Raw genomic sequence first — 13863 nt, 5'->3', positions numbered from 1 at the left:
CTCCCGGGTCTGTTGTTCCCGGTCCACTACGCTGGATAAGTGAGGATTGACCTGCATGCCCACTCCAACGTCTCCGACGGCACCGAGACCCCTGCCGATGTCATGGCCTCTGCTGCCCGTGCGGGGTTGGACGTGGTGGCGCTGACCGACCATGATTCAACGGCAGGCTGGGCGGAGGCTTCCGCCGCTGCTGCAACGTACGGGGTGGCCCTGGTACCTGGGATGGAGGTCTCCTGCCGGACGGAGGAGGGCATCAGTGTCCACCTCCTGAGCTACCTGCACGATCCCACCCATCCAGGCCTCCTGGAGGAGATCACCAAGGCCAAGGATTCCCGCCAGACCCGGGCCGAGCGGATGGTGACCATCCTGGCCGAAGACTATCCGCTGACCTGGGACGACGTGATCCACCACGTTGCGCCCGGCGCCACCCTGGGCCGGCCGCATATCGCCGACGCCCTCGTTGCCGCAGGGGTAGTGGAGGACCGTTCGGAGGCCTTCGCCTCCATCCTCACCTCCCGCTCGCGGTACTTCATTCCGCACTACGCTCCGGACCCTGCCACCGCCGTCGAACTTGTCCGTGCCGCCGGCGGCGTGCCGGTGTTCGCCCACCCGGTGGCCTCCGCCCGGGGGCGGATCGTGGGGGAGCGTACGTACCGCGACATGATCGACGCCGGCCTGGCAGGCCTGGAGATCGACCACCGGGACAATCCGGAGGAGGGCCGCGACTTCCTCCGCCGGCTCGCGGCGAAGCATGACCTGCTGGTCACCGGCTCCTCTGATTACCACGGAACCGGGAAGCCCAACCTGCTCGGGGAGAACCTCACGGCGCCAGGCATGTTGGCGCGGATCGAGGAACTCGGGACGGGAGCCATGGTCGTCCGCCCCTGAAACGCAGCCCGTCCCCGAAGGGCCGGCGGGAACCTAGCTGGGCTGGCGGGATACCAGGGTGGCGTGCGCACCCAGCCGCTTGGCCATGATGTCAATGGCCGGCTGGTTCTGGTCCACGCACACGAACTTCCGGCCCAGCTTTGCGGCCACTGCCCCCAGGGTGCCGGAGCCGGCGAAGAAGTCCAGGCACCAGTCCCCGGGACGGGACGAGGCAGCGACAACGCGCCGGACCAGGCCCTCCGGTTTCTGGGTGGGGTAGCCGGTCTTTTCCTTGCCGGTGGGCGAGACGATGGTGTGCCACCAGACGTCGGTGGGCAGCTTTCCCAGCTCCCGCTTGGCAGGAGTCACCAGGCCCGGTGCCATGTAGGGTTCACGGTCCACCTCGGCGCTGTCGAAGTGGTACTTGGCCGGGTTCTTGACGTAGACCAGGATGTTGTCGTGCTTGGTGGGCCACCGGTTTTTCGCGCGGGCGCCGTAGTCGTAGGCCCAGATGATCTCGTTCAGGAAGCATTCCCGGCCAAAGATCGCATCCAGCATGACCTTGGCGTAATGCACCTCGCGGTAGTCCAGGTGCAGGTACAGGGTGCCGTCATCGGCCAGCAGGCGCCAGGCCTCCACGAGCCGGGGTTCCAGGAAGGACCAGTAGTCGCTGAACGCGTCGTCGTAGCGGTGCAGGGCGCCCTTGATCGTGTCGTAGGAGCGGCCCTTGAAACCCACCCGGTCCCCGCTGCCGCCGGCGTTGACCACCATGCGGGTTTCCTGGCGCTGCTGCGGCCGGCCGGTGTTGAAGGGCGGGTCCACGTAAATCAGTGTGAAGGCGCCGTCCGGCAGCGTGGGGAGGTACTCCGCGTTGTCCGCGTGCACCACCAGGCTGCCGCCGTCCGGCGCCCAAACAGTGTCAGTCATCGAGGCAGTTAGCCCTCGGAGTTGCCAGGCTGCGTGCCCTTGTCGGCACCCGCCACCACTTCGCCGTTGCGGCGGCGGGTGCGGGTCCGGGTGCGGCGGGCGCGCGAGGGCTGAGCGCCGTCGGCTGCCGGGGCGGCAGCTTCACCGGCAGGTGCGGCTTCCGGGTTGGACGTACGACGCCGGCGCTCACCCGAGTGGCCGGCCGAATCGCTGCTGCGGCCTCCTTCGCGGTTGCCGCCCTTGCTGCGCCCGCGTCCGTCCCGGTCCTGGTCGCGCGAGCGGCCTGAGTCCCGGCCGCCGCGGGTGTTCTTCTTGCCAGTCTCGCCGAGATCCTCGAGCACCTCGGCGTCGACGCCGGCCAGCGTCCGCTTGTCGCGGGGCAGGCGGCCCTTGGTGCCCTCGGGAATATCCAGGTCCGTGTACAGGTGCGGGGAGGATGAGTAGGTTTCCACGGGCTCCGGGACGCTGAGGCCCAGTGCCTTGTTGATCAGCGCCCAGCGCGGCATGTCGTCCCAGTCCACGAACGTGACTGCGGTGCCCTTGTTGCCGGCGCGGCCGGTGCGGCCCACCCGGTGCAGGTAGATCTTCTCGTCTTCCACGCACTGGTAGTTGACCACGTGGGTGACGTCCTCGACGTCGATCCCGCGGGCGGCAACGTCCGTGGCTACCAGGACGTCCACCTTGTTGTTGCGGAACGCCCGCAGCGCCTGTTCACGGGCGCCCTGGCCCAGGTCCCCGTGGAGGGCGGCGGCGGCGAAGCCGCGGTCCACCAGTTCCTCGGCCACCTTGGCGGCGGTGCGCTTGGTCTTGGTGAAGATGATGGTCCGCCCGCGGCCGCGTGCCTGCAGGATGCGTGCCACCACTTCGGTCTTGTCCATGCTGTGCGCACGGTAGATCAGCTGGCGAATGTCCCGCTTGGTCAGGCCCTCGTCCTCCGGATCCGCTGCGCGGATGTGGGTGGGCTGGGTCATGTACCGGCGGGCCATGGCGATGACGGGGCCGGGCATCGTGGCGGAGAACAGGAGTGTCTGGCGGACGGCGGGGGTGGCGGCGATCAACGTCTCCACATCCGGCAGGAAGCCCAGGTCCAGCATTTCGTCGGCTTCGTCAAGGACCACGATCTTGACGTTCTTCAGGCTCAGGTGCTTCTGCTTGTAGAGGTCGATCAGCCGGCCGGGGGTGCCAACCACTACCTCGACGCCCTGCTTCAGGGACTCGACCTGGGGTTCGTACGCGCGGCCACCGTAGATGGTGGTGATCCTGGCATTGCGCTTGCGCGACGCGGTCTGGAGGTCGCTGGCCACCTGTACCGCCAGTTCACGGGTGGGAACGATGACCAAGGCCTGTGGGGCACCCGGCACGGCCAGTTTGGCGTAGCCGGGGTCGTCCTGGCCGATGACACGCTGGAGCGCCGGGATGCCAAAACCGAGGGTCTTGCCGGTGCCGGTCTTGGCCTGGCCAATGATGTCGTGGCCGCCCAGGGCCACCGGCAGGGTCATGGCCTGGATGGGGAAGGGGTGCGTGATCCCGGCGTCGGCCAGGGACTCCACGATGTCTTCGCGGACGTTGTAGTCGGCAAAGGACTTCTCGGCGATCTCGTGCGGCGTCTCGTCCGAGATGATGGTCTCTTCCGGTTCGATGGTCTCGGTACCGGACACGTCGCTCAGAAGCTGGTGGGTATGCAATTCACTCACAGGGGAGTTTCCTTATTCATTTAGGCATTGGCGCTGCCTGCTCAACGGGCCGGCCAAGGCTGGCCGCTCCGGAGCACGCTCTGGCGCGAAAGCGATTCCAGTGGAAGCCGATCGCGGGCTATCTAATGCTGGCACTGGGGACCAGCGGGCAAATCTCAAGATCGCGTAGGGGCGGGCTTGTTGGTTTCAAATGGAGGAAATCAACGACCGGGCATCCAGTTCTACCCCTCCAGTCTAGCCGCATGGGTGCGGAAACACGCTTTCGGCCCGCCTGCGGCGTCCGCTGGTTCCTCAGCAAACGAGTTCGAAGTGGATCTCCCGGGTGGTGATGTCCGAGGACACCAGCCGGACCCGTACCTTGGTGCCGGATTCCAATTCGCCGGCGCAGCGCGCGGTCACCGCGGGTTCTGCGATCTGGATGATCCCGGAGCTTCCGTTGCCGTTCTTCGCATTGCCGTTGCCATTTTTCCCGTTGCTTCCACTGCCGTTCTGCGGCTTGGACCCGGAGATTACGATCGCGTCGAACTCCTGCCCGATGTGGTTCAGCAGCAGGGCCGCCTCCACGGTGTCCAGGGCCAGGCGTTCCATCCGGGACGCCAGCTGGTCCGATCCCGCCATGATGCCAGGCAGCAGCGGCAGGGCTTCGCGTGCCCAGCCGGGAACATCGCCGCCATTGCTCAGGGCCTCGCAGATGACCAGGACGAAGCGGTCCACCAAGCGGCGCAGCGGCGCGGTGGTGTGGGCATACGCCGCGCCGATGGCGGACTGGATCCCATCCTCGGGGACGGTTCCGTCAAAGGCGGTGTAGGAGGCTCCGCGGAACAGCATGCCTGCCGAATGCATGATGGCCAGCTGCCTCGGGTCGGTGGGATCCAGTGACCGCAGGTATTCGCCGTAGCTGACTTCGCCGTCCCACGGCCTGCCCAGCACCTCGGTCTGCAGCCGGAAATGCCTCAGGGACCGTTCATCCGGGGCCGGCATAGTTCGCAGGATGCCCACCTTGCCCTCCAGCATGAGCTCCGCCGCCGCCATCCCGGTCATCAACGAAATCTGCGCGTTCCAGTCCTCCACGGGAAGCTGCGGAACGGCGTCAATCCGGTAGCCGCCGTCGGGCAGTTGGACGATCTCCTGTTCGGGCATGTTGAGGCTGGCGCCTTCACGCGCCCGCTCCAGTGCCACCCGCTTCAGGCCCACCTCGCGGAGCAGATGGAGCACGGGGGAGGCCGTCCCGGCGTCGAGGTCTGCCTGGGCGCCCTTGTAGCTGAGCTTGTCACGGCTGCGGACCCGCGCCCGGCGGACGCCCACTGTCAGGACGGTTGCTTCGCCGTCGAGAGTGAAATCCCATACGAAGGCAGAACACTCCTGGCCGGGCAGCAGGCTCCCGGCCCCTTCGCTGATGACTTCCGGGTGCAGCGGGATCCGGCCGTCCGGTGCGTAGAACGTCTGTCCGCGCCGCCGCGTCTCGGCGTCCAGGGGACCTCCCGGCGCAACGAAGGCCGGAACATCGGCGATCGCGTACATCACGCGGTAGCCGTCCCCGTCCAATTCGATGAACACCGCCTGGTCCAGGTCCGTGGAGGACGCCGGGTCGATAGTGACAAACTCGACGGCGGTCAGGTCGTAGGACGGCAGTTGCAGCGCCGCCACGGCGGCCAGGGCGTCTTCCACGGCTTCGGCGGGATAGGGGCCGGGAAGTTCAAGTTCCGTCCGCAGCAGGCCCAGCGCCTCTTCCAAGGCATTCTTGTGGTCGTGAACGTTGGGAGCCAGCCGATGATGTGACACAAAATTCAGCGTAGCCCCAAGTTCCGCGATTAAGCAGGCTCAGGAGCCGGCGGCGTCCAGCGCGTCGAGGAGGGAGGCAGCAGCTGCGGCGGGATCAGGGGCTTCGGTGATGGCGCGGACCACCACGATCCTGCGCGCACCCGCCTCCGCCACCTGGTGGACGTTGCCGTGGTCGATGCCGCCAATGGCAAACCAGGGCACGGGATCGGCAGCCTGCCGGGACGCCCCGGCTGCGTACTTCACCAGTTCGGGACCGACGGCGGCCCTGCCGGGTTTGGTGGGGGTGGCCCAGACCGGACCCACGCAGAAGTAGTCCAGCCCGGAGGGGCCGGCGGTTGCGGCCAGGGCGGCATCCACCTGTTCGGTGGTGTGGCTGGAAAGTCCGATGGCGGCGTTGCCGTTGACCAGAGTGCGTGCTGCCGCCAGCGGCAGGTCCTTCTGGCCAATGTGGAACACGGGGGCCCCGGAAAGCACGGCGATGTCGGCGCGGTCATTGACCGCCCACAGCTTGCCGTGCCGGACCGCCACTTCCTTCAGCACCGCCAAGAGGTCCAGTTCCTCGGCGGCTTCGATGGTCTTGTCACGCAGCTGGATGATGTCCACGCCGCCGGCAAACGCCGCGTCCACGAACTCCGCAAAGTCGCCGCGGTCCCGCCGCGCATCGGTGCAGAGGTACAGGCGCGCCTTGAGGGCCTCGCTGTCGCGGGCATTGACAACCTCGGCACTGGCAACTCCGCCGGCCGGAGCATGGGAACCTGCGGGAAAGGATGAGGTGGTCGCATTCATGCCTGCAAGCCTAGTTCCTCTAAACTGGGGAGGTACTGCGGGAGCCCGCGGCAGCTGTCACAAAGCGCCGGGCTGAGAGGGCGTCAGAGCCGACCGCTTGACCTGATCCGGTTAATGCCGGCGTAGGGAAGGAACCCAGATGCATACCCCCGGCACCGCTCAGCCCGCATCCGTTGACGCGTCCATCCCCTCCACCCTTCGTGCCGACGTCGCCGTCATTGGCGGGGGAGTGGTGGGACATGGCATCGCCTGGGAATTGCAGCGTTCCGGACGCTCCGTCGTCCTCATCGACGATGCGCCGGGCGCCGGCGCCAGCTGGGCCGCGGCCGGCATGTTGGCCCCGGTGAGCGAACTGCACTACCAGGAGGAGGACCTCCTGGAACTCATGCTGGACGCATCGTCACGGTGGCCGGCGTTCGCTGCCGGTGTCACCGATGCATCGGGGGCGGATTCCGGATACCTCACGACGCCGACACTCGCCGTGGGTGCCGACGCCGCCGACCGCCGCGCGCTGATGGACCTGCGCACAGTTCAGCAGGCGAGCGGCCTGGCCGTGGAACCCCTGACCGTGCGGGAGGCCCGCAAACGCGAACCCCTCCTCAGCCCTGCCATCGCCTGTGCCCTCGACACCCCGGCGGACCACCAGGTGGATCCCCGCCGGTTGGTGGCGGCCCTGCGGCAGGCCCTGGCCCGCGCCGCCCAGGAGTTGCCTGGCCTGGTCGTGGCCGGTGCGGTGGACGGGTATGCCGTGCCGAAACGGGCAGCCGGGCTGATGTGGGAAGGCGGAACGGTCGCCGGCGTCCGGCTCGCCGGTGGCGGTGCCGTCCTGGCAACAGAAACCGTGGTGGCCAACGGCCTGCAGTCAGGCGCGCTCGCGGACCTGCCCCGTGGCCTCGAACTGCCGCTGCGGCCCGTCCACGGGGACATCCTCCGCCTTGCGGTTCCCCGGCACCTCCAGCCCCTGGTGACAGCAACGGTGCGGGGCCTGGTCCACGGAGTCCCGGTCTACATCGTCCCGCGGCAGGACGGGACCGTGGTGATTGGAGCCACCCAGCGCGAGGACGCCCTGTCCGATGCCGTCAGCGCCGGCGGCGTCTACCAGCTACTGCGCGATGCCCAGGCCCTGGTGCCCGCCGTCGCCGAACTCGAATTGCTGGAGTGCACCGCCCGTGCCCGCCCCGGAACCCCGGACAATGCACCGCTGCTGGGGCGGGTGCCGGTGGACCTGGCCTTAGGAAGCGAAGGATCCGGAGCGGATTCCGGTCACGTCCCGGGGCTCATCATCGCCACCGGGTTCTTCCGTCACGGCGTCCTCCTCACACCTGCGGCAGCAGCAATTTGCGCGGAACTGCTGGACGGAAAAGCCGACCCCCGCTGGGCACCCTTCAGCCCCGACCGGTTCTCCAGGCCGGCACCGGCGGCAAAAGACACCGATATCAAGGAGACAGCGTGAACATCACCCTCAACGGCAACCCGCACACGGTGGCGAACGGCGCCTCCATCACCACGCTCGTCAGCCAGGTCACCGGACGCCCGCTGGCTGACAACGGGCAGGCGACGGACGGTGGGAAACTGGGCGTCGCCGTCGCCCATAACGCCCAGGTGGTGCCGCGCAGCCAATGGTTCGCCACGGTGCTCGCCGAGGGCGACGACATCGAACTCGTTACAGCAGTACAGGGAGGCTGACGCCATGACCGAAACCAGCACCATCAACCCCGCCGGGAACACAGGTGCCGCCGACGCCCTGGTGATTGACGGCGTCGCCCTCGGCTCCCGCCTCATCATGGGCACCGGCGGGGCGCCCAGCCCGGACGGCCTGGGCGCAGCGCTCCTGGCCTCCGGCACTGCCCTGACCACCGTGGCCATGCGTCGTTACTCAACCGCCGAAACCGGCTCGCTGTTCCAGCTGCTGGTGGACCACGGGATCCGGGTGCTGCCCAACACCGCCGGTTGCTTCACCGCCAGGGACGCGGTCCTCACGGCGGAACTGGCCCGCGAAGCCCTGGAAACCGACTGGGTGAAACTGGAGGTCATCGCCGACGAACAGACCCTCCTGCCCGACGCCGTGGAGCTCGTGGAGGCCACGGAGCAACTGGTCAACCGCGGCTTCAAGGTCTTCGCCTACACCAACGACGACCCCGTGCTTGCCCTGCGGCTCGAAAACCTCGGCGCCACCGCCGTGATGCCCCTGGGCGCCCCGATCGGGACCGGCCTGGGGATCCTGAACCCGCACAACATCGAGCTCATCGTTTCGCGCGCATCGGTTCCGGTGGTCCTGGACGCCGGTATCGGTACGGCGTCCGACGCCGCCCTTGCCATGGAGCTGGGCTGTGACGCCGTACTGCTGGCCACGGCCGTGACGCGCGCGCAGAACCCGGCCCTCATGGGCGAGGCATTCAAGCACGCTGTGATCGCGGGCAGGATGGCCAGGGCAGCGGGCCGGATTCCCCGCCGGGAGCACGCCCTTGCGTCGTCGGCTATGGAGGGCCGGGCGGAGTTCCTCTGACCGCCGCCTAATCTGATCAATCCTTAAATGGCTGTGGCCACTACCCCTGGGGGTAGTGGCCACAGCCATTTAAAGACGCATCAGCGGCGCAGGATGGCCGTCAGCCGCTCCATGTCGTGGCGGGTACGCGAACGGCCCAGGTAGACCACGGCCCCGGTTGCGGCCGCGATGCCCAGGACCATGGGCAGGACCCAGGGGAGCCAGGTCAGGCCGGGCAGGTAGCCGAAGCCGGCCGTCATGAGGATGATCCACGCCAGCGCAGCAACACCCACCGCAATTCCAGCCGGCAGCGCCGCGCCGTAGGTGGCATGGCGCTTGTCATTGGCCCAGACGATGAAGCCGCCCGCGGCGGTTGCCAGCACCACGATGGTCAACGAAAGCATGGGTCTCCCTCTTCGGCGCGGGTTAGAACTGGCCGAAGCCCACGCGGCGGACCTCTTCAGCGCCGATTTCAACGTACGCCAGGGCGTTGCCCGGAACGATGATCAGGCGTCCCTTGTCATCCTTGAGGCGCAGCTCATTGCCTTCGCTGATGGCCTCGCCGACAACCTTGGCCACCGTCTCGGCATCCTGGGTCGATTCCAGTACGATTTCGCGGCCAACGTTCTGAACGCCGATCTTAATTTCCAAGGGGGCCTCCCAGCCTGTGAAGTGCTCGTACTTCTCTACGAGGTGTTGTCTTATTTGTAGTCTAGGACTCTTTGGGGAAGCGAGAGATTCCGCGCCAAGCTAAACGGTAGATGAGGTCGCTCGCCACATCGAGGTCCAGGTTGCCGTCGGTTTCCAGCCAGTACCGGGCACTGACCTGCGCCATCCCCGCCAGGCCGCGGCCCAGCAGTTCCGCCTCGAGATGGGGGAGCTTGGTGTCCTCCGCGATGACCCGTGCAATGGCATCGGCGAAGGTCCGGTTGAAGGTTTCCAGCCGGGAGCTGACGTCGGGGTCGTTGATCAGGTCGGATTCGAAGACCAGCCGGTGGGCCTGGTCGTCGCTGGCAATGAAGTGGAAGTACGCCCGCATAACGGCTTGCACGCGTTCGTCGTTGTCCGTGGTGGAGTTCAGGGCACCGAGCATCAGTTCGGTCAGGGACGCCAGGTGGCTTTCCAGCAGGGCGAGGTACAGGTCGCGTTTGGAAGGAAAGTGCTGGTACAGCACCGGTTTGCTCACATGGGCGGTCTCAGCGATCTCGTCCATGGCAGCACCGTGGTAGCCGTTGGCAACGAACACTTCCTGGGCCGCAGCAAGGAGTTGGGCGCGGCGCTCATCCCGGGGCAGCCGGGCGGACCGTTGGCCTGCGGGGCGGGAGGGAGTTTGCGGTTCGGCGGCGGGCGGGCGGTCGGCCCGTGCTTCAGGGACCACAGTTGTCCTTCTTTCCATTGCAGTTACCCTTCACTTTACTGCGGGGTAATATGACCCGGCGGTATCCCGGGGCATACATTGAAGTATGGCTTCGTCTTTCACCGCAAATGTTTCAACCCTTTCCCTGGATCCGCTGGTGGAACCGGCTGCGGACCTGAGCCCAGACGAGGTGGAACGGTACTCCCGGCACCTGATCATTCCCGAGATCGGAGCCCTGGGGCAGCGGCGGCTTAAGAACGCCAAGGTCCTGGTGATCGGCGCCGGCGGCCTGGGCGCGCCGGCGCTGCTGTACCTGGCCGCGGCGGGTGTCGGCACCATAGGAATCATCGACGACGACGTGGTGGACCTGAGCAACCTGCAGCGACAGGTCATCCACGGGGTGGGCGACGTGGGACGGCCCAAAATCGAGTCGGCACGCGACGCCATCGCCGAACTGAATCCGCTGGTGGACGTCCGGCTGCACAACGTGCGCCTGGACTCGTCCAACGCTCTTGAGCTGTTCAGCGGATACGACCTCATCCTGGACGGTGCCGACAACTTCGCCACGCGCTACCTGGTCAATGACGCCGCGGCCATCCTGGGCAAGCCCTACGTGTGGGGTTCCATCTTCCGTTTCGACGGCCAGGTCAGCGTGTTCTGGGAGAAACACGGCCCCACCTACCGCGACCTCTACCCGGAGGCCCCGCCCGCAGGTTCCGTCCCCTCCTGTGGTGAGGGCGGCGTGTTCGGCATGCTTTGCGCCGCCGTGGGGTCGCTGATGGTGACCGAAGCGGTGAAGTTAATTACCGGCGTCGGACGTTCCCTGCTGGGCCGTGTGGCGCTCTTTGACGCTCTAGGCGGCAGCTGGCGCGAGATCCGCGTGTCCAAGGACCCTGCGGCGGAACCCATCACCGAACTGACGGACTACGAGGCCTTCTGCGGGATCACGCCGGCAGCGCCGGCCGATACCGAACACACCGTCACCGCCACCCAGCTCGCCACCATGCTCGCCTCGCGGAAAGCCGGGCTCAAGGATTTCGAGCTGGTGGACGTCCGGGAAGCAGGGGAGTACGACATCGTGCGGATCGATGGTGCCAGGCTCATCCCGCAGGGACGTATCCTGGCCGGCGAGGCATGGGACGAACTTCCGCAGGACCGGGACATCGTGTTCCACTGCAAGGCCGGGACCCGGTCCGCCAACGTGCTGGCGGCGGCGCGGCAGGCCGGTTATCAGCGGGTGAGCCACCTCGACGGCGGGATCCTGGCCTGGGTGCGGGACGTGGAACCCGAAAAGCCCGTCTACTAACAGTTGCTCTATCAGATATGGCTCCCAAACCGATGGTTTAGGAGCCATATCTGATAGAGCAAGGGGCTCAGGCGGTTTCGCGGCCCTTGTGGTCCACCGGGCACTCGGCCTCAGCCGGTGCGGGGGAGGCGGCCGGTGCGGTGGCCGGCTGTTCGACGGTGATGCCGTACAACGCTTCCAGCGCTGCCACATAGTCGTCCTGCTGGCCGTTGGCGGCGAGTTCACGGGCGCGCACCGTGGGCACGTGCAGCAACTGCTTGACCATGCGGCGGAGGGCAAACTCCACTTCTTCGGCGGCGGCGGTGCAGCCGTGCCGGGCCCGGACCTTTTCCATTTCCGCGTCCAGCACGTTCATGGTGTGGCGCCGGAGGGCAACGATGGCCGAATCGACGGAGCGGGCTTCGCGTTCCTGCTCAAAGGCCTTGGCCGCACCTTTCACGATGCCGCTGGCCTGGGCGAGTGATTCCGCCTGTTCCTGCGGTGCCGCGAGCCGGACCGATTCGAGGGTGAGCAGCTCAACGCCGTCCAGCTCGCCGACGGCGGGGTCGAAGTCGTGCGTGAGGGCCAGGTCGATGGCGATCAGGGGCTGCGCGGAGCCGGCGCGGACCTGGGCCAGTTCATCAGCCTCGACGCGGTTATCCGAGCCGCTGCAGCCGATCATGACGTCGGCGGCGGCCACCGCAGGCCGCAGGGACTCAACGTCCAGGGCCACACCGCCCCGCGAGGCCACGAAGCCTTCGGCCCGGCCGGATGAGGAGAAGACGGAGATGTCCGTGCAGCCGCGTTCGCGCAGCAGTGCCATGGTGGCGCCGGCGTAGGCGCCCGTCCCGAAAAGCACAACCTTCTTGGTTGACCAGTCAGGGTTTTCGGAAAGATCCGTGGCCAGGTCCAGTGCCACGGAGACGATGGAAAGCCCACGGGAACCAAGGGCGGTCTGGGCGCCCACATCCTTGGCGGTCTTCGAGGCCGCCTGGAACAGCCGGACAAGGCCGGCGCTGACGGTGCCATCGTGCTGGGCGTTGATCAGCGCCCGCCGCACCTGCCCGGCGATTTCGCGTTCACCCACGACGGCGGAGTCCAGTCCAGCGCTGACGGCGAACAGGTGCTGGGTCACCTCGGGTCCCGTCCGGGTGCTGAAGGAACGGGAGACGAGGGGTTCGGCCAGGCCGCTGGCCTCGCTGATGCGTGATACGAGGGCTGCCCGGGCCGCTTCGACGTCGTGCGGGTTGGGAGCCTCACCGTAGATTTCGTAACGGTTGCAGGTGGCAAGGACCACCGCCCCGGCCACGGCAGGGGATTCGGTCAGCGCGGATGCGGCAATCCCGGAGGAACCGTTGCTCAACTGAGCAACGGTTTCAAGATCGATGTCGGCGTGTGTAGCCACCAATGAGAAAAGAACCACAGCAGACCAATCATAGCTTTTTCGTTGCCCGGTAGAACAACCTCCGGAAAGGATAGTCGCCACACTTCGCGGTGATTCGCGCCACCTTACCGGAGCGGGCCCTGGCAGCGACAGGTTGTCGTTATCTTTTGCTGCTCTTTTTGGGCACAATCAAAAGCATGACTCCTAGCCCCGCCGTCTCAGCTGCCGGCGCCCTCGCCGCAGACCATCCACTGATGGACGGCCGCACCGCCGACTCCCCGCTGATCACGGCTTACCGCGGGGGCACGCCGTCCCGCCGTCCCGTGTGGTTCATGCGCCAGGCGGGCCGGTCGCTGCCGGAATACCTGAAGGTGCGCGAGGGCATTGCGATGCTGGACTCGTGCCTCCGTCCTGAGCTGGCCTCCGAGATCACCCTCCAGCCCGTCCGCCGACATGACGTGGACGCAGGCATCTTCTTCTCCGACATCGTGATCCCGCTGAAGCTGGCCGGTGTTGGAGTGGACATCGTGCCCGGGGTGGGGCCCGTCCTGGAAAGGCCCGTGCGCACCGCGGCCGACGTTGCCGCCCTGCCGCAGCTCACCTGGGAAGCCCTGGAGCCCATCCGCGAAGCCGTTCGGCTGACGGTGGCCGAACTGGGCAAGACACCCCTCATCGGCTTCGCCGGCGCACCATTTACCCTTGCCGCCTACATGGTGGAGGGAAAGCCGTCCCGCGACCACCTTGGCCCCCGGACCATGATGCATGCGGACCCGGAGACCTGGGCCGCGTTGGCCAACTGGGCTGCCGACGCCTCCGGCATGTTCCTCCAGGCCCAGCTCGAGGCGGGTGCCTCGGCCGCCCAGCTCTTCGACTCCTGGGCAGGCTCGCTGGGACTGGCCGACTACACCAAATATGTTGCGCCGGCGTCGGCCCGTGCCCTGGACCATGTCCGCCACCTCGGCGCCCCGCTGATCCACTTTGGCACCGGCACCTCCGAACTTCTCGTTGCCATGCGCGACGTAGGCGTGGACGTGGTGGGCGTTGACTACCGGCTGCCGCTCGACGAAGCAAACCGCCGCCTGGGCGGAACGGTGCCGCTGCAGGGAAACATCGATCCCGCGCTGCTGTCAGCCCCCTGGGAAATCCTCGAAGCCCACGTCCGCGAGGTCATAGCCGCGGGATCGGCAGCGCCGGGCCACGTCCTGAACCTTGGCCACGGCGTACCGCCGGAAGCGGACCCTGACGTCCTGACCCGGGTCGTGAAACTCATCCACTCCATTTCATCGGAGTAAACCC

General features: G+C 67.2%; 14 protein-coding genes and 1 riboswitch. Of the genes, 6 read left to right on the top strand and 8 right to left on the bottom strand.

What is annotated here, in order from left to right; all coding sequences use genetic code 11:
- Positions 1-39 precede the first annotated feature (39 nt).
- Positions 40-888: a PHP domain-containing protein gene (locus JCQ34_RS12695; RefSeq protein ID WP_286397991.1), complete on the top strand. Its 849-nt coding sequence runs from the start codon at positions 40-42 to the stop codon at positions 886-888.
- Between the two features lie 33 nt (positions 889-921).
- Here JCQ34_RS12695 and JCQ34_RS12690 read toward each other — a convergent pair whose 3' ends face one another.
- The 4 genes from JCQ34_RS12690 to thiE all read right to left on the bottom strand — a co-directional run bounded on the left by JCQ34_RS12690 (position 922) and on the right by thiE (position 6056).
- On the bottom strand, positions 922-1794 hold the full coding sequence (locus tag JCQ34_RS12690) for a DNA-methyltransferase (protein ID WP_286397990.1): 873 nt from the start codon (positions 1792-1794) through the stop codon (positions 922-924).
- 8 nt (positions 1795-1802) lie between these two features.
- Positions 1803-3488: a DEAD/DEAH box helicase gene (locus JCQ34_RS12685; RefSeq protein WP_286397989.1), complete on the bottom strand. Its 1686-nt coding sequence runs from the start codon at positions 3486-3488 to the stop codon at positions 1803-1805.
- A gap of 291 nt (positions 3489-3779) precedes the next feature.
- Entirely contained in the window at positions 3780-5270 is a 1491-nt protein-coding gene (locus tag JCQ34_RS12680; protein WP_286397988.1) for an RNB domain-containing ribonuclease, read from the bottom strand.
- A gap of 39 nt (positions 5271-5309) precedes the next feature.
- Complete coding sequence (gene thiE, locus JCQ34_RS12675) at positions 5310-6056, bottom strand: thiamine phosphate synthase (RefSeq protein ID WP_286397987.1); 747 nt, start codon at positions 6054-6056, stop codon at positions 5310-5312.
- A 27-nt stretch (positions 6057-6083) separates the two neighbouring features.
- Positions 6084-6202: riboswitch (TPP riboswitch) on the top strand.
- Between thiE and thiO the strand changes: the two genes are divergently transcribed.
- The 3 genes from thiO to JCQ34_RS12660 all read left to right on the top strand — a co-directional run bounded on the left by thiO (position 6196) and on the right by JCQ34_RS12660 (position 8562).
- Positions 6196-7509 carry a glycine oxidase ThiO gene (gene thiO, locus JCQ34_RS12670; protein WP_286397986.1) on the top strand — a complete coding sequence of 438 codons (1314 nt, stop codon included), beginning with the start codon at positions 6196-6198 and terminating at the stop codon, positions 7507-7509. Its footprint overlaps the riboswitch before it by 7 nt.
- Entirely contained in the window at positions 7506-7742 is a 237-nt protein-coding gene (thiS, locus tag JCQ34_RS12665; RefSeq protein ID WP_286397985.1) for a sulfur carrier protein ThiS, read from the top strand. Before thiO ends, thiS begins: the two co-directional genes overlap by 4 nt.
- A gap of 4 nt (positions 7743-7746) precedes the next feature.
- A complete protein-coding gene (locus tag JCQ34_RS12660) occupies positions 7747-8562 on the top strand; it encodes a thiazole synthase (protein WP_286397984.1) in 816 nt (271 codons plus the stop codon).
- Between the two features lie 80 nt (positions 8563-8642).
- Here JCQ34_RS12660 and JCQ34_RS12655 read toward each other — a convergent pair whose 3' ends face one another.
- The 3 genes from JCQ34_RS12655 to JCQ34_RS12645 all read right to left on the bottom strand — a co-directional run bounded on the left by JCQ34_RS12655 (position 8643) and on the right by JCQ34_RS12645 (position 9919).
- The gene (locus tag JCQ34_RS12655; RefSeq protein WP_286397983.1) at positions 8643-8945 is read right to left on the bottom strand and encodes a hypothetical protein; all 303 of its coding nucleotides are present in this window, start codon (positions 8943-8945) and stop codon (positions 8643-8645) included.
- 22 nt (positions 8946-8967) lie between these two features.
- Entirely contained in the window at positions 8968-9192 is a 225-nt protein-coding gene (locus JCQ34_RS12650; protein ID WP_142133232.1) for a DUF3107 domain-containing protein, read from the bottom strand.
- A gap of 61 nt (positions 9193-9253) precedes the next feature.
- Positions 9254-9919 carry a TetR/AcrR family transcriptional regulator gene (locus JCQ34_RS12645; RefSeq protein WP_236798967.1) on the bottom strand — a complete coding sequence of 222 codons (666 nt, stop codon included), beginning with the start codon at positions 9917-9919 and terminating at the stop codon, positions 9254-9256.
- A gap of 85 nt (positions 9920-10004) precedes the next feature.
- Here JCQ34_RS12645 and moeB point away from each other — a divergent pair, with 85 nt between their 5' ends.
- Positions 10005-11204 carry a molybdopterin-synthase adenylyltransferase MoeB gene (gene moeB / locus JCQ34_RS12640; protein WP_286397982.1) on the top strand — a complete coding sequence of 400 codons (1200 nt, stop codon included), beginning with the start codon at positions 10005-10007 and terminating at the stop codon, positions 11202-11204.
- 67 nt (positions 11205-11271) lie between these two features.
- Here the strand turns inward: moeB and JCQ34_RS12635 are convergent, their stop codons facing one another.
- Positions 11272-12606, bottom strand: a complete 1335-nt coding sequence (locus tag JCQ34_RS12635; RefSeq protein WP_286397981.1) for a glutamyl-tRNA reductase — start codon at positions 12604-12606, stop codon at positions 11272-11274.
- Positions 12607-12764: 158 nt separating this feature from the next.
- On the opposite strand from JCQ34_RS12635, the gene hemE reads away from it, so the two are divergent.
- Positions 12765-13859, top strand: a complete 1095-nt coding sequence (gene hemE / locus JCQ34_RS12630; RefSeq protein WP_286397980.1) for a uroporphyrinogen decarboxylase — start codon at positions 12765-12767, stop codon at positions 13857-13859.
- The last annotated feature ends 4 nt before the right edge of the window (positions 13860-13863 follow it).

It is taken from the genome of Pseudarthrobacter defluvii (assembly GCF_030323865.1).
Classification (GTDB): domain Bacteria; phylum Actinomycetota; class Actinomycetes; order Actinomycetales; family Micrococcaceae; genus Arthrobacter; species Arthrobacter sedimenti.
The sequence above is the reverse complement of the archived record's forward strand: the minus strand, read 5'-3'. Positions and strand labels throughout refer to the sequence as shown.

Excerpts from the sequence above, each read along its gene's own strand:
- JCQ34_RS12690 (WP_286397990.1), bottom strand. The coding sequence starts at position 1,794 with ATGACTGACACTGTTTGGGCGCCGGACGGCGGCAGCCTGGTGGTGCAC.
- thiE (WP_286397987.1), bottom strand. The coding sequence starts at position 6,056 with ATGAATGCGACCACCTCATCCTTTCCCGCAGGTTCCCATGCTCCGGCC.
- thiO (WP_286397986.1), top strand. The coding sequence starts at position 6,196 with ATGCATACCCCCGGCACCGCTCAGCCCGCATCCGTTGACGCGTCCATC.
- JCQ34_RS12660 (WP_286397984.1), top strand. The coding sequence starts at position 7,747 with ATGACCGAAACCAGCACCATCAACCCCGCCGGGAACACAGGTGCCGCC.
- JCQ34_RS12655 (WP_286397983.1), bottom strand. The coding sequence starts at position 8,945 with ATGCTTTCGTTGACCATCGTGGTGCTGGCAACCGCCGCGGGCGGCTTC.
- moeB (WP_286397982.1), top strand. The coding sequence starts at position 10,005 with ATGGCTTCGTCTTTCACCGCAAATGTTTCAACCCTTTCCCTGGATCCG.
- hemE (WP_286397980.1), top strand. The coding sequence starts at position 12,765 with ATGACTCCTAGCCCCGCCGTCTCAGCTGCCGGCGCCCTCGCCGCAGAC.